Genomic DNA, 26,839 nt, shown 5'->3' on the forward strand with positions numbered 1-26,839 from the left:
TCTCGTTTCGTCAATACGCCTTGTCCCACGGGATGCTGAGCCGCGCCGCGCAATGGATCAGTCCCACCATGCTGTATGTCTGCGGAAAATTGCCCCACAGCTCGCCGCTGTCCGTTGCCACGTCTTCCGACAGCAGGCCGAGGTGGTTGCATCTGGAAAGGACATTGGCGAACAATTCGCGCGCGCGCTCCTTGCGCCCGATCTGCGCCAGCGCCAGTATCCACCACATGGTGCACACCAGGAATGCCGTTTCGGGACGCCCGAAATCGTCTTCCTCGTCATAACGCAGCATGAAGTCGCCGCGCCGCAGATGCCGTTCGGCGGCTTCGACGGTGGCGACGAAACGCTCGTCGCGCGGGTCGAGGAACTGGAACTCGGCCATCAGCAGCAGGCTCGCGTCGAGCTTGTCGCCTCCGAAGGTCGAGACAAAGCTGCCGAGCTGCGCATTCCATGCGCGCTCGCAGATTTCGCGGTGTATTTTCCCGGCGTGCTCGCTCCAGAGCCTTTCTCGCTCCGGCAAGCCGAGCTTGCGCGCGATGATGGCCAGGCGGTGGCAGGCGGCCCAGCACATGATGCTGGAAAAAGTGTGCACCCGGGTCGCGCGGCGCAGCTCCCACAGCCCGGCGTCAGGCACGTTGTACTGGCGCACCGCCTGCTCGCCGAGCCGCTCCAGGTCGTTGAACATCTGGCGCCCGGCGGGCCGGTCCAGCCGGGTGTCGAAAAAGGCATGGGTGCTAGCCAGCACTGCCGCGCCGAAGACATCGTTTTGCACCTGGAAATACGCCAGGTTACCGACCCGCACGGGCCCCATGCCGCGATAGCCGGCCAGTGCCGGCGCGATCCGCTCGTCGAGCACCGCCTCGCGCCGGATGCCGTATACCGGCTGCAACGGCCGGTCGCGGGTGTCGGCGATGATGTTCAGGATGTAATCGAGGTAGTGCTCCATGGTGCCGGTGGCGCCCAGGCTATTGAGCGCGTTGACCACGAAATAAGCGTCGCGCAGCCAGCAGTAGCGGTAATCCCAGTTGCGTCCGCTGCCCGGTGCTTCCGGGATCGAGGTGGTCACGGCGGCGACGATGGCGCCGGTGTCGTCGTACGCATTGAGCTTGAGCGTGATCGCCGCGCGGATCACCACCTCCTGCCATTCGAAAGGAATGGCGAGATTGCGCACCCACTGGTGCCAATATGCCTGGGTCTTTTCGTAGAATGTGCGCCCGACTTCGTGCGGGGCGCCATCCACCGTTTCGTCCGGCCCCATGAGCAGCGTCACGCTGTCGTGCAGGAAGAAAGGCCGCTCGTCGAGCACCGACGACACCGAGGCATCGGTGGTCAGCCGCATCGGCTGCGACATGCCGTGGTAGGAAATATGGTGCGCGCCGCAGCGCACTTCGGCGCGCGCGCTACCGTAATTCAGCGCCGGGCGCACGCGCAGCGCCACGCGCGGACGCCCCGCGACACGCCGCACCACCCGCACCAGCATCGCCGGCGCAAACATGCGGCCATGCAGGTAGAAGCGCGGCGCAAAATCGATCACCTCGATGCCGTTGCCGGCCACATCGCGAAAGCGCGTGATCAGGATCGCGGAATTGCGTTCGTAAAACTGCTCGGACTCGGCGCAGCCATCGAGTTCCACGTCGATCTGGCCAAAGCCGGCATCCTGCGCATCCGACTGCAGCAGCGAACAGCATATCGGGTCGCAGTCCAGGCAGGGATAGCACCACCAGACGATCGATGCGCGGCGATCCACCAGCGCGCAGGTGCGTGCATTACCGATAAGCCCAAGGTCAAGAGTTTTCATGCGCAATCGTTTGCCGGCAACGGCAAATTCAGGATACTCCAAATCGGTGTGGCCCGCGAGGTTCGACCGACTGCCGGTACGCCATGCCCCGCCGCAAATCACGCAGCGCCGGCGATTTCTCCCCGCGTCCGGCTGGGCGCGCCCGCGCGTCGTAGGCGCTGCACCAGATCATCCAGCAAGGGCGCGACGTCTTCCAGTTGCGGCAGAAAAAATTCGGCCGCGCTGCGCGCCGCGTACTCAATGCGGATCGCCAAGATCGTGTGGCGCGGCAGGCGGAACACGTCCTCGTCAGTCACGTCGTCGCCGGCATACAGCGCACGCGGCGCTCCGGTCATGCTCATCAACTGCCTTAGCGCATCTCCCTTGTGCGCCGCGTCCGGCGGCACCAGGTTGAACACATGCTTGCCCGCCACTACGCGCGGCGCAGGCACGAGTTGCTCGAACAGCTCGTCCAGCCTGCGTGCCGCCTGCGGCTCCCGCGCATGACGATAATGCAGCGACAGCGAATAACGCTTGTCTTCCATCACGATGCCGGGATCTCCCATGGCGCGCAAGGCCGGCTCCAGTTGCGCGCGCCATTGAGCGCACAGCGCCCGGTGGCGCGCCGCGTTGGTTTCCCAGCCCGGTACGCCTTCCAGCCCATGATTGCCAATAATAAAATCCGGCTCAAACCCGAGCCGGTCGCGGATATCGTCCACCGAACGGCCTGTAATGATGGCGATCGGCGCAAACTCCGCCAGCGCCGCTAGCCGCTGACGGATGCCTGCCGGCAGCCGCGCCTGGTCCGGGTGCGGCACGATCGGCGCCAGCGTGCCGTCGAAATCGAACGCGCACAGCAGGCCCGGCCTGACATATTCATCGAGGCGTCTTCGCCCCTTCTCCGAGTGCAGCGCCATCATGTCACACCACCCGCCGCAGCGGCTTGCGGCTGTGCGCCCGGATCTTGGTCATGATGCGCTCGCGCTGGCGCAGGCGCGCGGCATCGAGCAGCATGCGTCCGGCCCAGCGGTAGATATTGAAATCCTTGACCAGCGAGCGCATGCTGCGCATCCGTTCGCGCTGCTCCACTTCCGGCATGGTCAGGGCGCGGTACAGAGCGTCGGCGCCCTGTTCGATGTGATACGGATTGACGATCAGCGCCTCGTGCAGTTCCCGCGCCGCACCGGTGAACTGCGACAGCACGAGCACGCCGCGTTCGTCGTCGCGCGCGGCGATGAATTCCTTGGCGACCAGGTTCATGCCGTCATGCAGGCTGGTGACCAGGCAAACGTCTGCCGCACGGTAATAGCGATTGACGGACTCGGCGTCGTGATGTTCGGCCTTCAGGATGATGGGCTGATAATTTCCGTTGGAGTAACGATTGTTGATGCGTTGTACCAAGGCGCGCACGCGCGCGTCGAAGTTCTGGTACTCGTCCAGCGAGGAACGGCTGGGAGCGGCGATCTGGATCATGGTGAAGCGCCCGACCAGGTTCGGATGCAGCTCCAGCATGCGCTCCACCGCCTGGAAGCGCTCGATGATGCCCTTGGTATAGTCGAGCCGGTCGACGCCGATGCCCAGCAGATGGTCGGCCGGCATGCCATGCTCTTCGCGCACCGATGCCCGGCACTCCGCCACGCCCGGCTTGTCGCCATTGCCGTTTTCCGGCCAGGCGATCGAGATCGGATAATGCTCGACCTGGGTCAGCTTGCCGCCATAGGAAATGGTCGAGGCTTCGTGTTCGATGCGTGTTTCGAGATACCTATCCACGGTTTCGATGAAGTTCTTGCAATGGAATTGCGTGTGGAAGCCGAGGATGGTGCTGCCGAGCAGTCCTTCCAGGATTTCCTCGCGCCACGGGCAGATGCCGAAGGATTCCGGATTCGGCCACGGAATATGCCAGAAGGTGATGATGGTCGCCTTCGGCAGCACGTTGCGCACCATGCGCGGCAGCAGCGCAAAATGGTAATCCTGCACCAGCACCACCGGGTCGTCGGTGCGCGCTTCCTTGATGACCGCATCGGCGAAGCGCTGGTTGACCGCGACATACTGGTCCCAGTCGGAGGAGCGGAACACCGGACGCACGTGCGCAATATGACACAACGGCCACAGCCCCTCGTTGGCGAAGCCGTAGTAATAACCCTGCTCTTCCTCCTTGGTCAGCCAGACGCGGCGCAGCGTGTAGGACGGATTGGCCGGCGGCACAGGCACGCGGTCGAAGCGGTCCACCACGTCTCGGTCGGCCGAGCCGCTGCCGTGCGCGATCCAGGTGCCGGAACAGGCGCGCATGACCGGCTCGACCGCCGTGACCAGTCCGCTTGCCGGACGCTGCACCTCGATTCCCTTGCGCGTGCGCATGTGCAGGTAGGGTTCGCGGTTGGACACCACCAGCACCTCGTCGCCGGCCAGTTCCTCGTGCAGGAGCGTACGCAGCTTTTCCGGCGTCCACAAATGGGTGACGTCATCGCGCGTCCTGCGCTCGAGGCTGAACTCGTGCAGCAGCATGCGCAAGTCGCCTTCCAGCGGCAGCACCTCGGGCGGAGTCGACTGCTGCTGCGGCCGTGGCCCGATTTCGCCGCGCAGTATTCCCTTCATCGATGCTATCCAGTTGCGCCACGACAGGTGGGCGATGAACACCGTCACCAGCGAGATCAGCAGCGTGAGCACGGCGAACAGCGTGATCACATAATGCTTGGTGTCGGCGCTGCGGCGCTCGATAAAGCTCATGTCGTGCGCCAGGACCAGGGTCCCGAGAAAACGTCCTTCGTTTTCCAGCGGGCTGACCGAAACATGCAGCGCGCCTTCGGGCAGCCGTATCAGCGACTGTCGCTTGCCGTCGGTCTCCATTTTCACGTTGCAGCCGAGCGACTTGGGATAGGTGGAGGTCTTGTACAGCAGCTTGCCATCGGCATCGCAAAAGGCGATCGCATACAGCCGCTCGTCGCGCATCGCGCGGTCGAACAGCTGTGTGATTTTCTTCTCGGCACCGGCCGGCACATATTCCTGCAGTGGGTCCTGCAGCGCGTTGGCCAGGGATTGCGAACGGGTATCGAGGTCCCGCACGAACCAGCGCAGGGTAAGGTCATCGACCAGCGGGACGACGACATAGGCGGAAACGCCCAATACCAGGGCAAGCGGCAATACAAACCGCAACGAGAGACGAAGAAGCCGTGAATGCATGGTTGATTTCCGATAATTCATGCGCCGCCGTCCCGCGCACTACCGGCGGGATGGCATGCATTTTCAAGCGTCGAGGCAAAGCGCCGCATATCGCGCCTGCTGCGAGCCATGGTTGATTGAGGGGGAACGTACCCGGAATGATTCGAGACATGGGAGCCCATCACCGGATTGTTGTTCTGTATATTTGAAAAAGATCATCATTTGCCCCAATAGTTCCGCCCGCGTGGCACCCGGTGCGGTACGGAGGCAAATCATGTCTTGGAGAAATAGATCGCACACGGCGCAGGGGTATATGGAAAAGGGCGGCGCCTGTCACCAGTGCGCCGCCCTTCCAATGTCAGGCGATAGGCCGCGCGATGCGGCATTACCTCGTATTAAATTCCATAGCGCTCGCGTAACAGGCGCCGCACCAGCACTTCGGTTTCCCTTCCCGTATCCATGCCCGCCTGATGCTCGAAAACCACGGTATGTTTCGAGTCGCCGCTCGCCGTCCCTTTATCATCCGTGACCGAAATTACAGCCATCAACTTTCCAGTTTCCAATTCTTCGATATGCGCCTCGGCGCGCCATTGACCTACGGTATAACTCAGCGTCTGCATCAAATATCTCCAAAGGTTCCAATCAGGACCGCTCCTCTATATAAGCAAATTCTGGCCCGGCTGCTCTTGATGCCGGGCGGCACATAATCACATTCAAGAACAATGCGCCGCCGCTCCGCGGCAATCCACGGAGATTCCATTTCCACCGACTATGCGATGATTCAAGTAAATATTTCACACCGCAGGGCCAGGCTCGATGATGGCGCTCAATCCCTGCGCCAAATTTATCTATCGCGGTGCACCCATGCGGCCACTCATGCCCGCGCCTTGCGCCGCCAGCTCCTTCAGCGTGGCGACAGCACACGGTTTTCCTTGAGCAGCATGGTCAACTCCTCGAACGGCACCGGCCGGCTAAATAGATAGCCTTGCATTTCATCGCAGCCGTTCTCGCGCAAAAAGCTCAGTTGCTCCTGGCTGGAAACGCCTTCCGCGATCACGCTCATCCCGAGGCTATGCCCAAGGGAAATCACGGCGCGCGCGATGATCGCGTCGTTCGGATCGGCGCCGATATCTCGCACGAACGACTGGTCGATCTTCAGTCGATCCACCGGAAAGCGCTGCAGGTAGCTGAGGCTCGAATAGCCGGTACCGAAGTCGTCGATGGCCAGCCACAAGCCCATCTCCCTCAGCTCGTGCAGCAACTTGATGACTTCCTCCGGGTTGGTCATCACCAGGCTTTCGGTCAGCTCCAGCTCCAGGAACGACGCATCCAGCCCTGTCTTCATCAGCGCCGCACGCACCACGTCGATCAGCGGCTCCGGTTCGAGCTGGCGCGCCGAGATGTTGACTGCCACCCGCAGCGGCGCCAGCCCGATTTCCTGCAGCGTCTTGATATGCGCGCAGGCGCTGCCCAGCACCCACTCCCCGATCGGCACGATCAGGCCGGTTTCCTCGGCCAGCGGGATGAAGGTTGCCGGGCCGACCGTAGCACCGCTCGCGCATTTCCAGCGCAGCAGCGCCTCGACGCCCACGATGCGTCCGCCTGCCAGTTCGACCTTGGGCTGGTAATGCAGCGCAAACTCTTCGCGCTCCAGTGCCTGGCGCAGCTTGGCTTCCAGCGTCAGCCGCTCGTTCACCCGCTTGTTCATCGCTGGCGTATAGAACTGGAAATTGTTGCGGCCTTTTTCCTTGGCGCGATACATGGCCGCATCGGCGTTCTTCATCAGGGTATCGGAGTCCAGACCGTCCCTCGGATAGAAGCTCACGCCGATGCTGCAGCTGATGAAGAACTTGTGGCCTTCCACATCGAACGGCCGGTCGATAGTCTTGAGCACCCGCTCCATGAGCGCGGCGACGCTCTGCTCGTCCCTCTGCCCCACCAGCACGAACGCGAACTCGTCGCCGCCGTAGCGCGCGATCGTGTCCTGGCCGCGCAGGCAGCGCACCAGACGCTCCGCCACGCGCTTGAGCAGTTCGTCGCCAACGTTGTGGCCCAGGCTGTCGTTGATGAACTTGAAGTTGTCGAGATCGATGAAGCCGACCGTGACGAAGGTGCGCTCGCGCTGCGCGGTCGCGATGGCCTGGCGCAGTCGGTCCTTCAGCACATTGCGGTTGACCAGTTCGGTGAGAGTGTCGAAATTGGCTTGGCGCTCAAGCTGCGCTTCGTAATGCTTGATATCCGTGATGTCGTTGAGCACGCCGACGAAATGCGTGACCGTACCGTCCGGGCCGCGCACCGGCGCGACGTGCACATCGTTCCAGAACAGCCGGCCATCCTTGCGGTAATTACGCAGGAGCACGCTCGATTCTTCGCGCTGCCGGATGGCATTGCGGATCTGTGCCACGCCCGCCTGCTCCCTGTCATCACCCTGCAGGAAGCGGCAATTTCGGCCGACCGCTTCCGCCACGCTGTAGCCGGTAATGTTCTCGAAAGCCGGATTCGCGTATTCGATATTGCCTTCCAGGTCGGTAATGATGATGGCATTGACGCTGGCCTGGATCGCGCGATTCTTCAGCCGCAGGGTTTCTTCGGCCCGGCGGCGCTCGGTAATGTCGATGCCCATGCCCGCGATGCAGACGTTGCCGTCCAGCTCGATTCTCCCGGCCGTGAAATAGTAAGGAATGCGAGCGCCGTTCCTGGCCTCCAGCTCGGCCTCCGCCGTGCCGCTACCGGCATCCAGCGCGTGGCGCATCATCGACTGCGCCGCCTTCTTTCCTTGAAGTGTGGCGAAAAAATCGAGCGCATGGGCGCGTGTCATCTCATCGTTGGAATAGCCGGTGATCTGTTCAAAATTCCGGTTCCAGCGCTCGAATTTTCCGTTGCGGTCCACTATGTAGAAAATGCCGGGCAGGCTGTCGATGATGGCCTGCGACAGCGCCGCCTCGCGCCCGCGCCGTTCAACCTCCTGCAGCAGAGAGGCATTGACCCGGTTCAGCTCGGCCGTTCGCTGCGCCACGCGCTCCTCGAGCGCACGATTGGTTTGCCGTAACTGCGCCTGCGACAAGTCCCGCTGCGCAACAGCACTTTCGAGTTGGGACAGGGTCTTGCGCAGTTCCAGCTGCGCGACGACCTCGTGCGCCAGCGTGCGCAGCGCCTGCTGCTGTTGCGGCGTCAGCTCACGCGGCACGCGGTCCATCACGCTCAGCGTGCCGAGCACATAGCCGTCGTGCGAGATCAGCGGCGCGCCCGCATAAAAGAGGATGCCCGATTCCGCGGTAACGAGGGGATTGTCCGCGAAGCGCGGGTCGCGCCGTGCATCCGGCACGATGACCAGTTCCCGGGCCTGCATCGTGACGCTGCAGAATGCAATCTCGCGCGGCACCTCGTTGAACTCCAGGCCAACCTTCGCCTTGATCCATTGCCGCTTTTCATCCATCAGCGACACCATCGCGATCGGGGTATTGCAGATGGCGCTAGCTAGATGCGCAATGTCGTCGAACCGGGCTTCGGGCGCGGTATCCAGAATCTGGTAGCGGTCCAGCGCCTGCAGACGCATGCGCTCAGCCATGATGCCGGAGTGGCTCATGACTTGGTCCCACCGTCGATCAGGATTCGCCTTCTGTCGGATGTGCCCAATTTGCGTGTCGATCTTCTTGGCCTGGATGATGTTATGACGCTTCGCTACACTAAACGTTCTCCACCTAACCTTGCCGCACATCACCGTCCGGAAGGGTGGAAAATACATGGAGCAGAAACGGAGAGGATGTTTCTGTAATCGAAACTCGATTGCGCTACGTTAAACGGTGTAGCATGGACAACACATAAGTTGGATGGCAATGCCAGCTCACTTACCCAGGAAGCCTTATTTCACCTGATCATTCATTTCTATGACTCATCACGTCGTCGACGCACTCATCTCACCCGAAGGCCGCCTCGATATCCTGTCCAAGGCGGAAGTGGCAAGACTCCTCGATACCAGCCAGGGCGGCTTGTACAACATCTTCCGCAATTGCTCGCTGGCCGTCCTGAACTGCGGTAACGCACTGGACGACGGCAAGGAATTGCTGGAACGCTACAAGTCATTCGACATCAGCATCATCCAGCGTGAACGCGGCATCAAGCTCGACATCAAGGGGGCGCCGGCACGCGCCTTCGTCGATGGCGAAATGATCAAGGGCATCCACGAGCACCTGTTCGCGGTGCTGCGCGACGTCATCTATGTCAGCGACGAAATCAACGACAACCCGAAACTGGACCTGTCGACTTCGGAAGGCATCACCGACTCGGTATTCCATATCCTGCGCAATGCCAACGTCCTGCGCCCGATGACCAATCCCAACCTGGTCGTGTGCTGGGGCGGGCATTCGATTTCGCGCGAGGAATATGATTATTCGAAGGAAGTCGGCTACCAGATCGGGTTGCGCCGCATGGATATCTGCACAGGCTGCGGGCCGGGCGCGATGAAGGGGCCGATGAAGGGCGCCGCAATCTCGCACGCCAAGCAACGCATCCGCGACGGCCGCTACCTCGGCATTACCGAGCCGGGCATCATCGCCGCCGAATCGCCCAACCCGATCGTCAACGACCTGGTGATCATGCCGGACATCGAAAAGCGGCTGGAAGCCTTCGTGCGCACCGGCCACGGCATCGTTGTCTTCCCGGGCGGCGCCGGCACCGCCGAAGAGATCCTCTATATCCTCGGCATCCTGCTCCATCCCGACAACGCCAACATCCCCTTCCCGCTGATTTTCACCGGGCCGGAAAATTCGCGTGAATACTTCAGCCAGATCGATCACTTCATCGGCGAAACCCTGGGCAGCATCGCCCAGCGCCGCTACAAAATCATCGTCAACGATCCCGAGCGCGTCGCCCAGGAAATGCAGGCAGGAATCAAGGAAGTGCGCCAGTTCCGCAAGGAGAGAAGCGACGCCTATTACTTCAACTGGCTGCTCAGGATCGCCCACGACTTCCAGGTCCCCTTCCAGCCGACCCATGAAAACATGCGCAACCTGCACCTGCACGGGAATCAGGAAAAGCACGTGCTGGCCGCCAACCTGCGGCGCGCGTTTTCGGGCATCGTCGCCGGCAATGTGAAGGATCAGGGAATTCGCGCCATCGAGCAGCATGGCCGCTTCGAAATCCACGGCGATGCCGCGATCATGGATCCGATGGATGCGCTGCTGGCGTCGTTCGTCGCGCAGCACCGGATGAAGCTGCCGGGCAAGAAATACAATCCCTGCTACCGGATCGTCAAGTAAGGCTGTGCCCCGCCTGGCGCTGCGGGGCGCAAACCGTCACGCCACGCCACTGCGGATCTTGTCCGCGCCAAACAGCAGCGACTCGACCGCGCGCTCGAATACCGGCGCATATTCCACCGGCACGATGGCCGCGTCGCGCAGCGCTTCGAGCAGCGCGGCGCTGGTATAGATCGCGAGCCCGCCGTCGTCCTGGCGGAACAGGTAGAGCGAGCGGTGCGTGCTGATCCACACTAGTTGCGCCGGCATTGTCCTCTGGTCCGCGCGCATTTCCACGCGCGTGCCGATCAGGTAGGTCTGCGCAAGGAATTCCCGGTCCGCGGCCGCCGCGGCCACGGTATTGACGCCCAAATGCAGCGCGGCGGGCACGCCATAATGCGCCACCACTTCCTCGATCAGGTCGGGGCGCGGCTGGGGCGATTCGGCCTGAGTCCAGGCCACGCGCTCCCAGCTGATCGCAAGATGCCCGAAATCCTGCTCCAGCCTGGCGCGCGCGACCGGCTGCGCGGCATCCTTCTGCTGGCCTCGCAGCATCTGGGTATGCATCGTCACCAGTTGATCCATGATCTGGCGGCTGTCCTCTTCCGGCATCTGGATCAGGCGCATGGCCTGGTTCAGGCGCTTGACCAGATCCGGCAGCAGGCGGATCAGCGCCGCCCTGTCCTGCGGATTGTGCTTGCCCTGGATACTCCACAACAAATCGGGAAGAACCGCGCGGTAAGCCTGGAAGGCGCTGTCCGCCTGCGCGCAATCGATCTTCCTGTCGCGGTCGGCCCAGGCTGCGCGCACCAGCACCTGCGGCCAGACGTGGATGATGAAATCGGTGATGCGCTTGTCGGCATTGAGCGGCACCAGCGCGCCGCACAGCTCGCCGGTGATATTGGTCAGAAGGATGCTGATCTTTTCCGCCATCTCCACTGCCTCGACGCCTGGCGCGGTGTGGGCGTGATCCTGGCGCAAGTGCTGCGCGAGGAAGGATTCGAAACCTTTCAGGCTGGCGGCGAAGATCGCCATGTCTCGGTCGAAGCCGCGCAGGATATGATCGACGATGCGCTCGATTTCGCCGGTGAGTTCGCGCCCCTCCTTGCCCAACGGGTCGGCCGCAACCGCCGCCGACGCCAGTCGGTTCAGCAGCTGGCGCGCCGGATGGGCCTCGTCGTGCATGAGCGTAGGATCGAGCAAAGCCGCCTTGAGAATCGGGACTTGCAGGCGTCCGATACGATCCCGCAGCCGGACAGGAATCTGCTCGTCCTCCAGGATAAATTCGAACAACATCGCAACCACTTCCATGGTCATGCGATCCTCGGCCGATACCGTCCCGGGCGCCAGCCCGTCGCGCAACACGAACAGCTGGTTGCGCTCCTGCGCCCGGCCGGCATCGATCGCTTCGCCCTGCGCCACCTTTTTCTGGTACTCGCCAAGCCGGGCCGCCAGGGAAGCTGAGCCCTGGCCCGCGGCATCGACCATGCCGCTCCGTGCCGTGCCGGCGGCGCCACGCGGCGCAGGCCGGGCGGCGCCCAGCATGGCGCGGATCATGTCATGCACGGTCTGGCCGCCGGCGATATCGTGTGCTGAGGCGTTCTGCTGCAACACCTCGACCATGCGCTGCAGCTCCGGAATGACGCGCGAGGCGAACTGCGCGGACGCGCCCGCTGCCGGCGCGCCGTAATAGCGCTGGAAATGCGCGGCCCGCGATTGCTGGGCAATGAATTTCCCATGCACGCCGGACGATTCGAACACCTGCCTGATCGCGCCGTAATAGCCGGGCAGATGCGGAAGCAGCGCTTCGGCCAGATGCTCGAACAGCAAGCGCACCTTCGCCTCGTCTCCGACCGTATCGCGCACCGCCTCGTACAGCACGCGCGCCAGCAGGTAGGGACGGAATGGATTTTCGCGCTCCTTGGCATCGTGGTGACCATGCATCTGCGAAATGATGACATTCAGGCGGCCGATGCCTTCCGCGTCCGCGTCGCGCATGCGCTGCGCCAGGCGCCCGACCTCGATTTGGAGGTTGACCGCCTCGTCGTCGATCAGCGATAAATCGTCCGCCGTCACATTGTGCAAGCCGGGACGCAGGTCGACATACATGGTTTGCATCGCGCGGTCCAGGTAGGTGCGCAGCAAGGTCTCGACGCGCCGCAGCAAGACGCTGCTGTCCTGGCGCAAGAAATGCCGTAACGACATCAGCGCACTTTGGCTGAGGCCGGAGGCCGCCGCCTGCTGGGTGCCGGCCGCCTTGTCCGCATCCTGCATGGCACGCTGGATCAGCGCCAGAAATCCGAAAAAAGCGCGGTCCTTCGCGGAATCGAGCAGCCGTTTGTATTCAGTGTCTGCCATGGATAAAGCCGGGGTACAAATGTTATATCTTATGCGCAAATCATGGCGCCAAAGCAGCTTGCCACTCACGGAACAGAGACGGTTTTCGCCCCAAGTTCCGTGCATGGAATGCGTTTACGCAGGGGCCAGCAAGTCCATCTGCTGTGCATCGAGGTAGGTCCACTCGCCCTCCGCAAGGCCGAGCATGTCCAGCGTCAGCGTGCCGACTGCGGTGCGCTGCAGCGCCGCGCAGTGATTGCCGGCGGCGGCCAGCATGCGCTTGACCTGGTGATACTTGCCCTGTTCAAGCACGATTTCCAGCTGGTTCGGTCCCACCGCACGGCAGCTCTGCGCGGCCAGCGGCGCGGGCTCGTCATGCAGCTGCACGCCAGCCAGCAGGCGCTCGACCAGGCCCTGCGTCACCAGGTCCGCAGTCGTTGCCAGATACAGCTTGGGGACGTGGCGCTTCGGCGACGATTGCGCGTGGATGAAGGCGCCGTCGTCCGACAGCAGCAGCAAGCCGGTCGTATCGTGATCGAGCCTGCCTACCGGCTGCACGTCGCGCCAGCTGAACTGCTCCGGCAACAGCGTTAGCACGCCCGGATGATGGCTCGGCTTGCGCGAGCATTCAAAGTTGGCAGGCTTGTTCAGTGCGATATAGACGTGTTCGCGGTACTCCCAGCGTTCGCCGAATACCTCGAAATGCAGTCCGGCCGTATCGAATGCGGCACGATAATCGGTGACGGTGTTGCCGTCGACGGTCACTTCGCCGTCGGCCACCAATGCGCGGCACCATTTGCGGGTGCCGAATCCCTGCGATTGCAGGATGCGGTCCAGTGTCAGTTTACTCATGGGCGAACTCTACCAGAAACATTCCGCGCGGATCGTCGCTGGCGGCAGATTGATGTATCCGGTGACGCTGGGCCACGCGGCAGGTATCATTTGCGAAACACCAGAATTGTCTTTTTACTATTTTTTCCACCGCCATGCCGCCTGCTCCCGCGCCGCTGATCGACGCCAGCCACGTCGCCTTCATCCAAGGTGCGGTCGGCATTTCCGTTGCGGCCTGCGACCGCAGCGGCAAGCCAGCCCTGGTGCGCGCCATAGGCTGCCATGTAACCGAGGACCGGCCGCTGGTGACGATCTACCTTTCGGCCATCCAGGCCGCGCAATTGCTCGGCTGCGTCCGCGACAACGGCGCCGTTGCAGTGGTGTTCAGCGAGCCGTCGACGCATCGCACCGTTCAGCTCAAGGGCGCCGGTGCCATCGTCGACGGCTTGCTGGAAGGAGAATGGGAGTGTGTACAGGCCTATCGCGAAGCGTTCGTGCGCGAGCTGGCGCCGCTCGGATTCGACCCGGTGATGGTGCGCACCCTGCTGTCGCACCGGCAAGCCGATATCGTCGCGCTCAGATTCGTGCCATCGGAGGCGTATTCGCAGACACCCGGCCCGCAGGCAGGCGCACCGTTGAAGGCCGGCACATGAAGACCAAGCTCGACGCCATCCGCGAATGCCTCGAAAGCGTCATCCCGGGCACGATCGCCACCGCCTCGCCGCAAGGCGTGCCCAATGTCGCCTACTTGTCGCAGGTGCAGTTCATCGACAGCGAGCACATCGCGCTCTCCTACCAGTTCTTCAACAAGACGCGGCAAAACCTCATGGCTAACCCGCATGCCATGCTGTCGCTCATCAATCCGCTGAGCGGCGCGCAATACCGGCTGTCGATCGAATACCTGCGCACCGAAATCGCTGGCCCGCTCTTTGCCAGCATGAAGGCCAAGCTGGCCGGCATCGCCTCCCATACCGGGATGGGAGGCGTGTTCCGGCTGCTGGGAGCCGATGTCTTTCGCGTGCACGATATCGAACGCGTTCCGGGGGAAACCGTGCAGCCGCCACCGGCGCAACATAACCTGCTGGCCGCGCTGCGCGCAGCCAGCGAGCGGCTGCGTTCCTGCTGCGACCTGGAACGCCTTCTAGCAGAAACCCTGGCCTGCCTGGAGCAGCTGTTCGGCATCCGCTACACCATGATCCTGATGTTCGACGCGCCGAGCGAACGCCTGTACACCGTCGCCAGCCGCGGCTACGAAGCATCGGGCGTTGGTTCGGAAATACCGCTCGGCCATGGCGTCATCGGCGTCGCGGCGCAGGAACGCACGCCCATCCGGATCAGCCACATGAACGCCGAATATTCATACAGCCGCGCCATCCGCGAAAGCGCTTCCCGCAGCGACTGGGCTCACGCGCTCGACACCGAGATCCCGCTGCCGGGCCTGCGCGAATCGCGCAGCCAGCTCGCCGTGCCGGTCACGGCCGCGGAGCGCCTGCTCGGCGTGCTGTATGTCGAAAGCCCGCACGACTTGCGCTTCACTTATGACGACGAGGATGCGCTGGTCACCCTCGCGGCCCAACTCGGCATGGCGGCGCAACTGCTGCAAAACGCCGCGGATGCCGGCGAGGACGCGCCGGCCGTCCAGCCCGCGGCCACGCCGGTCGGGGGAATGCCGCTGACGGTACGTCATTACCGTGAAAATGGCAGCGTTTTCCTGGATGACGACTACCTGATCAAGGGTGTTGCCGGTTCGATTTTCTGGACTCTGCTGCGCGAATATGCCGACAAGAGCCGTACCGAATTCACCAATCGGGAACTGCGCCTCGATTCGCGCTTGCGGCTACCCGACATCAGCGACAACCTCGAAGCGCGCCTGATCCTGCTCAGCCGCCGCCTGACCGAGCGTGGAGCGGCGATCCGCATCGAGAAAACCGGGCGCGGACGCTTCCGGCTGTGCGTCGATCGTCCGCTCCAATTGCGGGAAGGATAGAGAGTGTTATTAACTAAGCCGCCATCCGGTCCTCGATTCCCAGCGCATCTGCCAGCTTGCTCCAGTCGCGCTTGCTCAAGTTCTCACGCGCCACATCCAGCAGCGCGTCGAACGCCGGCGGCGGGACGTGACGGCGGATGAGCGCCAGTTTTTCCGCGCGCTCGCGAGCGCTCAGAGCTGGAATCATCCAGCGCATGGTGGCAAGGGACTCGTCCGGCGGGATCGAGGCGACTAGCGCCTGCTCGATGCCGATGATTTCCTCATCGCTGTGCGTTGCCCACAATACCGCGTTGTTCCCAGTTTCCTCGATATGCATGTGGGCCAGGTTGTCCGCGATGAACAGGCCGAGTTCACGATACAAGTCAGCGATCGCGCCGGAACGCACCTCGTCCTGCGCCCCCTCGACCGCGCTCGCCAGGGTGGAGAGCCTCTCCAGCGCCGATTCATGATGCACGTGCTCCGACGAGATCGTGCACGCCGAACCGGGCTGGCGCGCTTCCATCGCGGTATGGATGAACTGGTTTTCATGCTGCAAATGCCTGCCGCAGAAAACAATCAATGCGCGGACCTGCCCCAGGACGCAGGCCACTTCCCCACCGTCGGAGCCATCCATGGCGCCGACCGCTTGAAGCGTATCGCTCATGAAAAGGCGCAAGGCCTTGTGAATGTGGGCATAAATATCGAAACGCTGAACAACACCTGTGGCGTGCGACTGGGAAGGGGAAATGGCCTGTTCCATGAAGGTCTCCGATCGTTTGGCGGTTGCAAAAGAAGTTCAATTGACGACAGGCCTAGATTACGGACTTATCCGGACCCGTTTTCTTAAAACTTCATTCAATAAACCTTAAAAAAACCTTAAGTTCGGAAGCACGCCTTGTGGCCGTCGCGCGCCAAAGACCATACCGATCACAAGTGATATTTCAACCACACGACCTACGAGAGGAGCGGTAAAATATTGCGATGCGTCAAAAGAGACTGATAAGCTTCGTCCTTCCCGGGCTCGACCTGATCCGGGATCGCGTCGGCTCGCTCGGCGTTGACTTCCCGATTTTGGGAACAAAAGGAGCGTCGAACGCTGCTCCTGTTTTTGACAGTTGTAGCAGCAACGAACATCCATTGCGGCCGCATTCTGGCTTGGCGCCTTGATGTTCAGGGTTCACCGCATGATTTGCCTTGGTATGGCACCGGTTAATCCACGATTTTGCTTGCTTGGTACGGGATTTGCATTAGGATTCTTGACCTGGCTCAATTTTGACCCGAACCCCAAAACGCCTAAAAACCTACAGCGAGCGCGAACATGATTCTGCATAGAATGAATTCTGCCGATATGACTCATCCCGCCTATTCTTCCAATGCATCGGGTGCCGCGAGCGCGCAAGACTTGCGAGCACGCTGTTCCGCCTGTGGCATGCACCAGCTCTGCCTCCCTACGGGGCTCGGCTCGACCGAAATGGACAAGCTGGAAAAGATCATTGGGCGCCGTCGCCGCATCCCGCGCGATGGCCACCTGTATCGCGTCGGCGACCCCTTTACCAACCTGTACGCGATCCGCCTCGGCCATTTCAAGACACACCAAATCAATCCCAGCGGCGACCAGCAGATCACCGGCTTTCAGATGGCCGGGGAACTGTTAGGAATGGATGCCATCAGCACCGATCGTCACCACTGCAACGCCGTGGCGCTGGAAGACAGCGAGGTGTGCGAGATCCCGTTCGCGCGGCTGGAAAGCCTGTTTGCCGAAATTCCGACGCTGCTGCATCACTTTCACCGGATGATGAGCCAGGAAATTACGCGTGAACAAAGCGTCATGCTTTTGCTGGGCAACATGCGGGCGGAACAACGCTTCGCCGCCTTCCTCAGCAATCTGTCATCACGTTATTCCGCACGCGGCTATTCTTCCACCAGCTTCCAGTTGCGCATGACACGCGAGGAAATCGGCAATTATCTCGGCCTGACCATCGAAAGCATCAGCCGATTGTTATCTAAATTCAAGAAGCGCGGCTGGATCAAGGTCAGCAACCGTGAACTGGAACTGCTCGAACCGAACACGCTAAAGGCAGTCGCCGCCGGCACCCTGAGCTGCGCATGATGCGCTTGGGCCTGCGGACAACGCTTAGAGATAAAAAAACCGGGCGCAAGGCCCGGTTTTTTTAGAAACATCAGAAGGGTGGTCGGCGTTCACTCGGCACACCGACCAGATAACAAGTCAGCATGCTGGCCAGTGCACAAAACATCCAGAAACAGAAAAATCCTACGGTATACGCTGCCATCGGACTTACGTCTAGATGAACTCCGAGCATTCCCAGGTCACGCGGATCAAATAGCGAAAAGAAAAAACCTTCCGCGACAATCGCGACCAAAAAAGACGGCCACAAGACGACCATCATCAACCGCGCCATCAAACCACCCTCCTTTCGGCTTCGTCTTTATAAAACGCCATATCAGACTGGCATTCTCGCGTCTCTTTTCTCATTATTGAGAATCGATTTTGATAATCGAGAACGCTCCCTGATACGATATTCGATTTCAAGCCGATCTGCACGCGGCGCGCCAATCCTCATCCTTCGGCGGGCGCGAGGTCAGGCGACAACACGACATCATGCTGTTTTGGCCATGTCCAGACGCCGGTCAGGCGCCAGTCGCGCGCCTGATCTTCCACCTGCACTTGCCAGTTCGCCTGCTCGAGGAAAGCCAAGTCGATCGAGAAATTCCCATTACTATCCGGCCACGCCTCGCGCACGATGTCTTTTTCCGGCAGGGTCGAATGCACCAGGCGGATGGATATCTTGCCGGTCACCGGACGCTGCGGGCTGTCGATATGGCCGATCAGTTTGCCGGCCGCCGGATCGAAGCGCACATTCAATTTCAAGTGCAAATTCGCCGCTACACGGTCGCGCCGCAAGTCTTGGTTGATCGCCTTGCCCTGCTTGTAGTAGTCGTCTACCACCAGGGCATCCGGGCGACTTACCGCGAGCCAGGCGGTGAAGCAGCCTGCCACGACCACCAGGAACGGACCCAGCATCAGAAACCACGGCCAGCGGTTCGCATACCAGGGCGAACCATCGTCCGTCTTCAAACTCGGATCAGCGCTTTGCATCACAATCTCCTTGCATTTAACGCGGTACGAAAAATACCGCCTTTTCCTTCACTTCGACATCCGAACCGTCGGTCGACTCGACTTCGAACATGATCTTGTTCGAACCGGGTTGCCCCTTGCCGTGGGCGATCCGCACGCGCACCGGTACGGCCCGCGAACCGGTCGCGGGCAACGCCACTTCTTCCGCGCCCGCCAGAGCGATGGTCTCGATGCCGGAAACCTTGATCTTATACTTGTGCGGGAATTCGTCAGTGTTCATGATCTGCAGGCGATACACGTTCTCGATCATGCCGTCCTCCACCTCACGCCCCATCGCACCACGGTCGCGGATCACGTCCAGTTTGAGCGGCGTGCGTGTGAGCAGCGAACCCAGGAAGCCTGCCACGATCAGCACCAGGATGCCCGTATAGATGAGCACGCGCGGGCGCATCGTGCGCTGCCGGATCTGCTGCGGGGTGAAATGGTTTTTTAATGCGTTTTCGGTGGTATAGCGGATCAGCCCACGCGGCGAGCCGACCTTGTCCATTACCGAGTCGCAGGCGTCGACGCAGGCGGCGCAGCCGATGCAGTCGTACTGCAGGCCGTTGCGGATATCGATGCCGGTCGGACATACCTGCACGCACATCGAACAGTCGATGCAGTCGCCCAGGTTCGACTTGGCAGCCGACTTGCTGCGCGCGCCGCGCGGATCGCCGCGTTCCTTGTCATAGGTGACGGTGAGCGTGTCCTTGTCGAACATCGAGCTCTGGAAGCGCGCATACGGGCACATGTATTTGCATACCTGCTCGCGCATCCAGCCGGCATTGCCATAGGTGGCAAAGCCGTAAAACAAAACCCAGAACCATTCCCACGGGCCGAGGCCGAGGGTTTTCACTTCGCCCAGCAGTTCGTGCATAGGGGTGAAATAGCCGACGAAGGTAAAGCCGGTCCATAGCGCGATGGCGCCCCAGATCAGGTGCTTCGCCGATTTCTTGGCGACCTTTTCGGCCGTCCATGGCTGCTTGTCCAGCCGCATGCGAGCGCTGCGCGTCCCCTCGATCTTGCGCTCGACCCACATGAAGATTTCGGTATATACGGTCTGCGGACAGGAGAACCCGCACCATAGCCGTCCGGCGACGGCGGTAAACAGAAAGAGCGCATACGCGCAAATGATCAGCAGCAGCGCCAGATAGATGAAATCCTGCGGCCACAACACCACGCCGAAGATATAGAACTTACGCGCGCCAAGGTCGAACAGCACTGCCTGCCGACCGTTCCAGGAAAGCCACGGGAATCCATAGAACACCAGCTGGGTCAGCCATACGCAAATCCAGCGCCAATTGGCATACCAGCCCTTGACCTCGCGCGGATAGATTTCCTCGCGAGCGGCGTACATCTTGATCACCGATACCTTTGGAGCAGCGTCACTCATTACAGACTCACAACGATTGATTTTTTCGGGCTTCATACTAAGCGATTGAGCAGCCGGGACCGCGCTGCGGCGCATATCGTATCACTTACGAACGCACCTCGTGACGCGGTCAACGGCTGCTCTCTCTTTCTACTGCTAGGCGCCCTTACTTCTGCGCGACAGCGCCAGTGTCGTTGGACAGACTCCAGACATAAGCCGCCAGCAGATGGACCTTCGCTTCGCCCAAGAAGTCCTTGAACGCGGGCATGGTGTTGTCGCGGCCCTTGCGAATGGTCTCCATGATGGTGTCAGCGCTGCCGCCATACAACCAGATCTTGTCGGTCAGGTTGGCAGAACCGAGGGCCTGGTTGCCCTTGCCGTCAGCGCCGTGGCAGGCTGCGCAGGCGCCGAACTTCTCCTTGCCGAAGGCTGCCTTGATCGGATCATGCGCGGAACCGGACAGGCTCAGCACGTAGTGCGCGACATTCTCGACTTCCTTGTCGCCGCCGATCGCCGCCGCCATCGACGGCATCATGCCGTGACGACCGTTCATGATGGTGGTCTTGATCACGTCCGGCTCGCCGCCGTGGAGCCAGTCCTTGTCGGTGAGGTTCGGGAAGCCCTTGTTGCCGCGTGCATCGGAGCCGTGGCACTGTGCGCAGTAGGTCAGGAACAGGCGTTCGCCGATGGCATGCGCCTGCGGATCGGCGGCCACCGCCTTCAGGTCCTGCTGCTGGTACTTTGCGAAGATTGGGCCGAATTCGGCGTCCGCCTTCTTCAGCTCTTCCTCGTAAGCGCCGGTCGACTTCCAGCCCAGCTTGCCGGCGTACGTGCCCAGGCCCGGATACAGGAACAGGTAGGCAAGCGCAAACACGATGGTGATATAGAACAGCCACATCCACCAGCGCGGCATCGGGGTGTCCAGCTCCTGCAGGTTTTCATCCCAGCTATGGCCGGTGGTTTGCGTCACCTTGCCGTCCGGCCCCACCTCGACCTTGGCCTTGGATTGCGCCCAAAGCAAGATCGCGCAGCCGGCGATACCCAGCAGGGTCAGGAGCGCAATGTAGACGCTCCAAAAGCTATTTGTAAAATCAGACATGTTGTTTCTCCGCAGCTTGCGTATCGAATTCGTCGGCGAATGGCAGGTTGGCTGCCACTTCGAAGTCTGCGCGGCGACGCGCACTGTAGGCCCACAGGATGATCCCGATGAAGGTCAGGAAGCTCACCACCGTAAACAGGATGCGCGTATCCATGATCATTTGTTCGAATGTCATGATTACCTCGCCTTGATGAGGGTTCCCATGCCTTGCAGGTAGGCGACCAGCGCATCCTGCTCGGTCTTGTCGGCCAGAGCCTTCGGCGCTTCGGCAATCTCCTGGTCGGTATACGGCACGCCCAACCTCTTGAGAGCGCGCATCTTCGGACCGATATCTTCCGGATCCAACTTGGTCTTGGCCAGCCACGGATAGCCCGGCATGTTCGACTCGGGAACCACGTCGCGCGGATTGTTCAGGTGGGTGCGGTGCCACTCGTCGCTGTAGCGGCCGCCGACGCGCGCCAGGTCCGGACCGGTACGCTTGGAGCCCCACTGGAACGGGTGGTCATAAACGAACTCGCCGGCCACCGAGTAGTGGCCATAGCGCTCGGTCTCGGCGCGGAACGGGCGAATCATCTGCGAGTGGCAGTTGTAGCAGCCTTCGCGCAGGTAGATGTCGCGGCCGGCCAGGCGCAGCGGGGAGTACGGCTGCAGTCCCGCCACAGGCTCCGTCGTCGACTTCTGGAAGAACAGCGGCACGATCTCGACCAGGCCGCCGAAGCTCACCACGATCAGCACCAGCACAACCAGCAGGATCGGGCTCTTCTCAATCCATTCGTGTTTGAATTTCATTCGTAACTCCTCATTCTCAAGCGTGGGCCGCGACTGCCGGGATGCGTGCATTCACCGGTTGCGCGTCGCGCATCGTCATGACCGCGTTGTAAGCCATCATCACCATGCCGCTCAGGTACAGCAGGCCGCCGGTGAAGCGGATCACGTAATATGGGAAGGTTGCTTTCACGGCTTCCACGAAGGTGTAGGTCAGCGTGCCGTCAGCATTGACCGCGCGCCACATCAGACCTTGCATCACGCCGGCGATCCACATCGAAGCGATGTACAGCACGATGCCGATGGTCGCCACCCAGAAGTGCACTTCGATCAGGCGCTTGCTCCACATTTCGGTCTTGCCGAACAGGCGCGGCAGCAGGTAGTAGATCGAGCCCATGGTAATGAAGCCGACCCAGCCGAGGGCGCCAGCGTGCACGTGGCCGACGGTCCAGTCGGTGTAGTGCGACAGCGAATTGACGGTCTTGATGGACATCATCGGGCCTTCGAAGGTCGACATGCCGTAGAACGACAGCGAAACGATCAGGAACTTCAGGATCGGATCGGTGCGCAGCTTGTTCCAGGCGCCGGACAAGGTCATCATGCCGTTGATCATGCCGCCCCAAGACGGCGCCAGCAGGATCAGAGAGAACACCATGCCGATCGACTGGGTCCAGTCAGGCAGCGCGGTGTAATGCAGGTGGTGCGGACCCGCCCACATGTAGGTGAAGATCAGTGCCCAGAAGTGCACGATCGACAAACGATACGAATACACCGGCTTTTCGGCCTGCTTCGGAATGAAGTAGTACATCATGCCGAGGAAGCCCGCGGTCAGGAAGAAGCCCACCGCGTTGTGTCCATACCACCATTGCACCATCGCGTCCTGCACGCCGGCATAGGCCGAATAGGACTTGGTGAGCGATGCCGGCATCTCGGCGCTGTTGACGATGTGCAGCAGAGCCACGGCGAGGATGAAGCCGCCGTAGAACCAGTTGGCGACATAGATGTGCGGCACCTTGCGCTTCAAGAGCGTGCCGAAGAACACCAGCGCGTACGCTACCCAGACTAGCGCGATCAGGATGTCGATCGGCCATTCCAGTTCGGCGTACTCCTTGCCGGTGGTCATACCCAGCGGCAGCGTAATTGCGGCCGCAACGATGACGAGTTGCCAACCCCAGAAGGTGAAGGCTGACAGCGCATCGGAAAACAGGCGCACCTGGCAGGTACGCTGAACGACGTAGTAAGAAGTGGCGAACAGTGCGCAGCCGCCGAACGCAAAAATCACCGCATTGGTATGCAATGGGCGCAGGCGTCCGTAAGTGAGCCACGGTATGTCGAAATTAAGGGCGGGCCAGGCAAGCTGAGCGGCGATAAAAACGCCGACCAGCATGCCCACCACGCCCCACACTACAGTAGCGATCGCGAACTGCCTGACGACCTTGTAGTTGTAGTTGAGTGCTGTATCCACGTACGATCTCCCAGGGTTGGTAATACGATGTGGGGAGGGTACGGTTTTGGGTACTCAAAAACTTTGATTTGAGTCAAATTGATCCGAATCAAAAAACCGAGTGATTTACTCTGGCTTTTTCTCACTTTAGAGAATTTAATCTTGCCTGTCAGATGCTTTTTTTACATCACTTGCCTCGCGGGCGCCATCCGCCAAGCGCGTGTCGTCGGCGGCGCGATCGTCGTCAAGCACCACGCGCATTGCCGGCCCAACCATGTCGTCGAACTGCCCGCCGTCGGACATGCGCAGGAATACCCAGATCGCGATGAAAACCAGCACGACACTGAGCGGCACGAGGATGTAGAGAGCTTCCATGATGTCAATCCGTCTGGTTATGCTGACCGTTGGCGCGCCTGCGCCGCTCGCGCGCCCTGCTCGCCGCCGGCGCCGCGGCGCAGCCGCAAGGCATTCACCACCACCAGCGCGGAACTGAGCGACATGCCTATTCCCGACAGCCAAGGCGTAAGCAGGCCAAGCGCGGCGGCGGGGATCGCCAGCGCATTATAGAGAGTTGCCCACGCAAGATTCTGCCGTATCACCTTCATGGTCCGGGCAGCCGTCTGCGCCGCCTCCCGCACTGACGACAGCCGCCCCGACAGCAGCACCGTATCTGCGTGGGACTGCGCCAGCGCCGCACCGCTCCCCATCGCGAAGGATACGTCCGCGGCGCGCAGCACGGCGGCATCGTTGACGCCGTCTCCGACCATGGCCACCACGGAACCCTCGGCCTGCAGGCGTCGCACGAACTCGAGTTTCTGCTCCGGCAGGAATTCGCCATGGGCCGCGGGAATGCCAAGCTCCGCAGCGACGGCTTGGGCGACGCTGCGCTGGTCGCCGCTGAGCAGAACGACATGCTTGCCGATCGCTTTGAAATAATCGACCACCTCGCGCGCGTCGCCGCGTACGGCGTCGGCCAGTTCGAACCGCGCCAGCACGCCTTGTTCGGAGCCGAGATAGACCGCAGTCACGTTGCCGTCGTCATGTTCCGTGATCGTGGAATGCGTCAGCCCGGACACGAAGGCGGCGCGGCCAAGGCGAAGACGGATACTATCGACAACGCCTTCCAGCCCCTGACCTGCCGTGTACGCCACGTCGCGCGCCGCCTGCCGCCCTTCCAGCCGCCCGGCCGCCTCGACAATGGCCGCGCCTAGCGGATGCGCATTCGTGGCCTCGAGGGCCGCCGCGGCCAGCAGGCACCATGACTCGTTGATGGCACCGAACGTTTCGACATGCCGCAGCGCGGGCTTTCCGACTGTGAGCGTGCCGGTCTTGTCGAAAATGACATGCGTGGCGCGATGCAGGGTCTCCAGCACGTGCGGCTGCACCACCAGTACGCCCTGGCGCACCAGCCGGTCCGTGGCCGCCGCCAGCGCGCTGGGCATGGCCAGCGACAGCGCGCAGGGACACGATACCACCAGCACCGCGATCGCGATCGGCCATGCACGCGACGCATCCAGCCAGTGCCAGACGCCGAAAACGGCAACCGCAAACACCAGCAGGGCGCCGACGAACCATGCCGCCACCTTGTCCGCCCACAGCGCGAGTTGCGGCTTGCCCTGCCCTGCCCGCTCGATAAGCTTGACGAGCGTTGACAAGGTGCTCTCGCGCACCGGCTTGGCGACCTCTACCACGATGGCCTGCGTTGCATTGACCGCGCCGCCGGGCACGCTTTCACCCACGGATCGCCGCACCGGCTCGCTCTCGCCTGTCAGCAGCGACAAGTCCACCGCCGTCGCTCCCTCGACGATCACGCCGTCTGCCGCGATCGCCTCGCCCGGCCTGACCAGCAACAGATCGCCCTCGACCAGCTGGCCGGCGGGCACGATTTCGGTCTCTCGGCTGGAGGGCCATGCGGTCAGGCGCGCGGCCGAGGCAGGTAGGGCGCGCTGCAGCTTTTCCAGGGCCGACGCCGCCTTGCGCCGCGCCACCAGCTCCAGATAACGACTGCACAACAGCAGGAAAATGAACATCGTGACAGAGTCGAAATAGACCTCGTCCTGCCCGTGGATGGTGGCGACTACGCTGCCACCGAATGCCGCCGCGATACCGAGCGCCACCGGCACATCCATGCCAAGCGCGCGCGCCTTCAGGTTCGACCAGGCGCCTTTGAAGAAAGGCAGCGCGGAATAGAAAACGGCCGGCACCGTCAGCCACAGGCTGGCCCAGCGCATCAGGCTTGCCATGTCGGACTCCATCGTGCCGTCGGCGGCGAGGTAGGCCGGCACCGCGTACATCATCACCTGCATCATCGACAAGCCGGCGATGAACAGTTGCCGGAACAGGCGCTTGCCGTGACGCTGCAACTGCTCGCCGTGCCGGATCGGATCGAATGGATACGCGACATAGCCGAGCTCGCGCACCGCTTTCAGGATGTCGCTCGGCTTGCAATGCAACCGATCCCAGCGCACCTGCAGGCGCTCGGTAGCCACGTTGAGGTTCGCTTGCTGAACTCCAGGAACGCTACATAGCCGCCGCTCGATCAGCCATACACAAGCGGCGCAGCGAATGCCGTCGATCGAAAAAACGGCATCGCAGCAGTCCTGTGCGTCGTCGGCTTGCGCTACGAATCGTTCGATTGCCTCAGGATCGTCGTACAGGCGAAGTTCCGGGGGAACCAGCGAGGCCTGGTCGGCAGTCGGGGCAAAACCGCTGCGCGAGGCGTAATAGTCGGTGAGGCCGTTGTCGACGATGGTCTGTGCCACCGCCGCGCAGCCCGGACAGCACATCGGTCGCGACGCGCCATCGATCACCACATGCCAGCTTGCACCCATCGGCACCGGAAGGCCGCAATGGAAGCAGTCGACGGCGGCTGCGACGGAAGAATCGGATGCTGCGGCGTCGATGCGCGCCGCAGCCGGCAAGGTGGCGGTCATCAATGCGCTCCCTGGTGCGCCGCCGGTGTCACACAGAATGTGTCGAGCCAGCCAAGCGACAAGCCATTCACCGCCCGCACCAATCCGAGCAGGCCGAATGCAAGCACCAGCAGGCCGCTCGCGAGGCGCACCCTGCGCTGCCGGGTCCATGACTGCAGGCGGGTGCCGAGCAGTCCCATGGTCAGCAACACCGGCAAAGTGCCGAGCCCGAACGCGAACATCACCGCCGCGCCCGATGTAGCGGAACCGCTCAGCATCGCGGTCAGCAGTACGCTGTACACCATGCCGCACGGGACCCAGCCCCACAGGGCTCCCAGAACGAACGCTTTCGGCACGCTGTCCATGGGAAGAAAATGCTTAATGAGCGGCTGCACGCGCCGCCAGACCACCTGCCCCGCGGACTCCAGCCGCGCCAGTCCGCGCCAGGCATCCATCAGGTATAGGCCAAGGGCCACCAGCATCAGGTTGGCGGCCCAGTAGCCGCCGATCTGCAGGGATGAGACGAAAGACAGGGTGCGTGCGCCCTGCGCGACACCGCCGGCGATGGCGCCGGCGATCATGTAACTGGTGATGCGGCCGCCGTTATAGGCAGCGACGCGCAACACGTTGTCGAAGACGGCGATCTGGGGCTGCGCCACCGCGGCAGTGTTCACCGCCACCGGGAAGGGCCGCTTGCTGCGCGATGCGACCGACAATGCCCCAACGATGCCCCCGCACATGCCGACGCAATGCACCCCGCCCAGCAAGCCAATCAGAAAAACGGAAATGAGGTGCAGGTCGGTCACT

21 protein-coding genes are annotated in these 26,839 nt (G+C 61.9%); 4 read left to right on the forward strand and 17 right to left on the reverse strand.

Annotation, left to right across the window (positions count from 1 at the left end; all coding sequences use genetic code 11):
- Positions 1-10: 10 nt before the first annotated feature.
- The 5 genes from FAY22_RS08415 to FAY22_RS08435 form a co-directional block, all read right to left on the reverse strand.
- Positions 11-1,798 carry a glycoside hydrolase family 15 protein gene (locus FAY22_RS08415; protein ID WP_146329792.1) on the reverse strand — a complete coding sequence of 596 codons (1,788 nt, stop codon included), beginning with the start codon at positions 1,796-1,798 and terminating at the stop codon, positions 11-13.
- Between the two features lie 98 nt (positions 1,799-1,896).
- Positions 1,897-2,697 (reverse strand): trehalose-phosphatase, encoded by an 801-nt coding sequence (gene otsB / locus FAY22_RS08420; RefSeq protein WP_146329793.1) that lies wholly within the window; start codon positions 2,695-2,697, stop codon positions 1,897-1,899.
- A 1-nt stretch (position 2,698) separates the two neighbouring features.
- Complete coding sequence (locus FAY22_RS08425; RefSeq protein ID WP_146329794.1) at positions 2,699-4,957, reverse strand: trehalose-6-phosphate synthase; 2,259 nt, start codon at positions 4,955-4,957, stop codon at positions 2,699-2,701.
- A gap of 374 nt (positions 4,958-5,331) precedes the next feature.
- Positions 5,332-5,556: a hypothetical protein gene (locus tag FAY22_RS08430; RefSeq protein WP_146329795.1), complete on the reverse strand. Its 225-nt coding sequence runs from the start codon at positions 5,554-5,556 to the stop codon at positions 5,332-5,334.
- 284 nt (positions 5,557-5,840) lie between these two features.
- Entirely contained in the window at positions 5,841-8,522 is a 2,682-nt protein-coding gene (locus tag FAY22_RS08435) for an EAL domain-containing protein (protein ID WP_168204803.1), read from the reverse strand.
- Between the two features lie 301 nt (positions 8,523-8,823).
- On the opposite strand from FAY22_RS08435, the gene ppnN reads away from it, so the two are divergent.
- Entirely contained in the window at positions 8,824-10,194 is a 1,371-nt protein-coding gene (gene ppnN / locus FAY22_RS08440) for a nucleotide 5'-monophosphate nucleosidase PpnN (RefSeq protein WP_146329797.1), read from the forward strand.
- 36 nt (positions 10,195-10,230) lie between these two features.
- Here the strand turns inward: ppnN and FAY22_RS08445 are convergent, their stop codons facing one another.
- A complete protein-coding gene (locus FAY22_RS08445) occupies positions 10,231-12,528 on the reverse strand; it encodes a DUF1631 family protein (protein WP_168204804.1) in 2,298 nt (765 codons plus the stop codon).
- A 114-nt stretch (positions 12,529-12,642) separates the two neighbouring features.
- On the reverse strand, positions 12,643-13,359 hold the full coding sequence (locus tag FAY22_RS08450) for a pseudouridine synthase (protein ID WP_146329799.1): 717 nt from the start codon (positions 13,357-13,359) through the stop codon (positions 12,643-12,645).
- A gap of 134 nt (positions 13,360-13,493) precedes the next feature.
- Between FAY22_RS08450 and FAY22_RS08455 the strand changes: the two genes are divergently transcribed.
- Positions 13,494-13,991, forward strand: a complete 498-nt coding sequence (locus FAY22_RS08455) for a pyridoxamine 5'-phosphate oxidase family protein (protein WP_146329800.1) — start codon at positions 13,494-13,496, stop codon at positions 13,989-13,991.
- A complete protein-coding gene (locus FAY22_RS08460) occupies positions 13,988-15,325 on the forward strand; it encodes a GAF domain-containing protein (RefSeq protein WP_146329801.1) in 1,338 nt (445 codons plus the stop codon). Before FAY22_RS08455 ends, FAY22_RS08460 begins: the two co-directional genes overlap by 4 nt.
- Before the next feature lie 13 nt (positions 15,326-15,338).
- Here the strand turns inward: FAY22_RS08460 and FAY22_RS08465 are convergent, their stop codons facing one another.
- Positions 15,339-16,064 (reverse strand): hemerythrin domain-containing protein, encoded by a 726-nt coding sequence (locus FAY22_RS08465; protein ID WP_146329802.1) that lies wholly within the window; start codon positions 16,062-16,064, stop codon positions 15,339-15,341.
- Positions 16,065-16,733: 669 nt separating this feature from the next.
- On the opposite strand from FAY22_RS08465, the gene fnr reads away from it, so the two are divergent.
- On the forward strand, positions 16,734-17,414 hold the full coding sequence (fnr, locus tag FAY22_RS08470) for a fumarate/nitrate reduction transcriptional regulator Fnr (RefSeq protein WP_371417384.1): 681 nt from the start codon (positions 16,734-16,736) through the stop codon (positions 17,412-17,414).
- A 468-nt stretch (positions 17,415-17,882) separates the two neighbouring features.
- On the opposite strand, the gene FAY22_RS08480 is transcribed toward fnr, so the two are convergent.
- From FAY22_RS08480 to FAY22_RS08520, 9 genes are all read right to left on the reverse strand, one after another.
- Positions 17,883-18,422 carry a FixH family protein gene (locus FAY22_RS08480; RefSeq protein ID WP_146329805.1) on the reverse strand — a complete coding sequence of 180 codons (540 nt, stop codon included), beginning with the start codon at positions 18,420-18,422 and terminating at the stop codon, positions 17,883-17,885.
- A gap of 16 nt (positions 18,423-18,438) precedes the next feature.
- Complete coding sequence (gene ccoG, locus FAY22_RS08485) at positions 18,439-19,833, reverse strand: cytochrome c oxidase accessory protein CcoG (RefSeq protein ID WP_146329806.1); 1,395 nt, start codon at positions 19,831-19,833, stop codon at positions 18,439-18,441.
- Positions 19,834-19,978: 145 nt separating this feature from the next.
- Complete coding sequence (ccoP, locus tag FAY22_RS08490; RefSeq protein ID WP_146329807.1) at positions 19,979-20,911, reverse strand: cytochrome-c oxidase, cbb3-type subunit III; 933 nt, start codon at positions 20,909-20,911, stop codon at positions 19,979-19,981.
- Positions 20,904-21,086, reverse strand: coding sequence for a cbb3-type cytochrome c oxidase subunit 3 (locus tag FAY22_RS08495; protein ID WP_210411916.1), 183 nt, complete (start codon positions 21,084-21,086; stop codon positions 20,904-20,906). Before FAY22_RS08495 ends, ccoP begins: the two co-directional genes overlap by 8 nt.
- Before the next feature lie 2 nt (positions 21,087-21,088).
- Complete coding sequence (gene ccoO / locus FAY22_RS08500) at positions 21,089-21,700, reverse strand: cytochrome-c oxidase, cbb3-type subunit II (RefSeq protein WP_146329808.1); 612 nt, start codon at positions 21,698-21,700, stop codon at positions 21,089-21,091.
- Between the two features lie 16 nt (positions 21,701-21,716).
- Positions 21,717-23,141: a cytochrome-c oxidase, cbb3-type subunit I gene (gene ccoN / locus FAY22_RS08505; protein WP_146329809.1), complete on the reverse strand. Its 1,425-nt coding sequence runs from the start codon at positions 23,139-23,141 to the stop codon at positions 21,717-21,719.
- Positions 23,142-23,276: 135 nt separating this feature from the next.
- The gene (ccoS, locus tag FAY22_RS08510) at positions 23,277-23,495 is read right to left on the reverse strand and encodes a cbb3-type cytochrome oxidase assembly protein CcoS (protein WP_146329810.1); all 219 of its coding nucleotides are present in this window, start codon (positions 23,493-23,495) and stop codon (positions 23,277-23,279) included.
- Between the two features lie 17 nt (positions 23,496-23,512).
- Positions 23,513-26,053: a heavy metal translocating P-type ATPase gene (locus FAY22_RS08515; RefSeq protein WP_146329811.1), complete on the reverse strand. Its 2,541-nt coding sequence runs from the start codon at positions 26,051-26,053 to the stop codon at positions 23,513-23,515.
- Complete coding sequence (locus tag FAY22_RS08520) at positions 26,053-26,838, reverse strand: sulfite exporter TauE/SafE family protein (protein ID WP_146329812.1); 786 nt, start codon at positions 26,836-26,838, stop codon at positions 26,053-26,055. Before FAY22_RS08520 ends, FAY22_RS08515 begins: the two co-directional genes overlap by 1 nt.
- Position 26,839 lies beyond the last annotated feature (1 nt).

The organism is Noviherbaspirillum sp. UKPF54 (genome assembly GCF_007874125.1).
GTDB lineage: Bacteria > Pseudomonadota > Gammaproteobacteria > Burkholderiales > Burkholderiaceae_D > Noviherbaspirillum.

Bases quoted from the DNA above. Each gene is read 5' to 3' on its own strand.
- FAY22_RS08415 (WP_146329792.1), bottom strand. From the start codon at position 1,798: ATGAAAACTCTTGACCTTGGGCTTATCGGTAATGCACGCACCTGCGCG.
- otsB (WP_146329793.1), bottom strand. From the start codon at position 2,697: ATGATGGCGCTGCACTCGGAGAAGGGGCGAAGACGCCTCGATGAATAT.
- FAY22_RS08425 (WP_146329794.1), bottom strand. From the start codon at position 4,957: ATGCATTCACGGCTTCTTCGTCTCTCGTTGCGGTTTGTATTGCCGCTT.
- FAY22_RS08430 (WP_146329795.1), bottom strand. From the start codon at position 5,556: ATGCAGACGCTGAGTTATACCGTAGGTCAATGGCGCGCCGAGGCGCAT.
- FAY22_RS08435 (WP_168204803.1), bottom strand. From the start codon at position 8,522: ATGAGCCACTCCGGCATCATGGCTGAGCGCATGCGTCTGCAGGCGCTG.
- ppnN (WP_146329797.1), top strand. From the start codon at position 8,824: ATGACTCATCACGTCGTCGACGCACTCATCTCACCCGAAGGCCGCCTC.
- FAY22_RS08445 (WP_168204804.1), bottom strand. From the start codon at position 12,528: ATGGCAGACACTGAATACAAACGGCTGCTCGATTCCGCGAAGGACCGC.
- FAY22_RS08450 (WP_146329799.1), bottom strand. From the start codon at position 13,359: ATGAGTAAACTGACACTGGACCGCATCCTGCAATCGCAGGGATTCGGC.
- FAY22_RS08455 (WP_146329800.1), top strand. From the start codon at position 13,494: ATGCCGCCTGCTCCCGCGCCGCTGATCGACGCCAGCCACGTCGCCTTC.
- FAY22_RS08460 (WP_146329801.1), top strand. From the start codon at position 13,988: ATGAAGACCAAGCTCGACGCCATCCGCGAATGCCTCGAAAGCGTCATC.
- FAY22_RS08465 (WP_146329802.1), bottom strand. From the start codon at position 16,064: ATGGAACAGGCCATTTCCCCTTCCCAGTCGCACGCCACAGGTGTTGTT.
- fnr (WP_371417384.1), top strand. From the start codon at position 16,734: ATGCACCAGCTCTGCCTCCCTACGGGGCTCGGCTCGACCGAAATGGAC.
- FAY22_RS08480 (WP_146329805.1), bottom strand. From the start codon at position 18,422: ATGCAAAGCGCTGATCCGAGTTTGAAGACGGACGATGGTTCGCCCTGG.
- ccoG (WP_146329806.1), bottom strand. From the start codon at position 19,833: ATGAGTGACGCTGCTCCAAAGGTATCGGTGATCAAGATGTACGCCGCT.
- ccoP (WP_146329807.1), bottom strand. From the start codon at position 20,911: ATGTCTGATTTTACAAATAGCTTTTGGAGCGTCTACATTGCGCTCCTG.
- FAY22_RS08495 (WP_210411916.1), bottom strand. From the start codon at position 21,086: ATGACATTCGAACAAATGATCATGGATACGCGCATCCTGTTTACGGTG.
- ccoO (WP_146329808.1), bottom strand. From the start codon at position 21,700: ATGAAATTCAAACACGAATGGATTGAGAAGAGCCCGATCCTGCTGGTT.
- ccoS (WP_146329810.1), bottom strand. From the start codon at position 23,495: ATGGAAGCTCTCTACATCCTCGTGCCGCTCAGTGTCGTGCTGGTTTTC.
- FAY22_RS08515 (WP_146329811.1), bottom strand. From the start codon at position 26,053: ATGACCGCCACCTTGCCGGCTGCGGCGCGCATCGACGCCGCAGCATCC.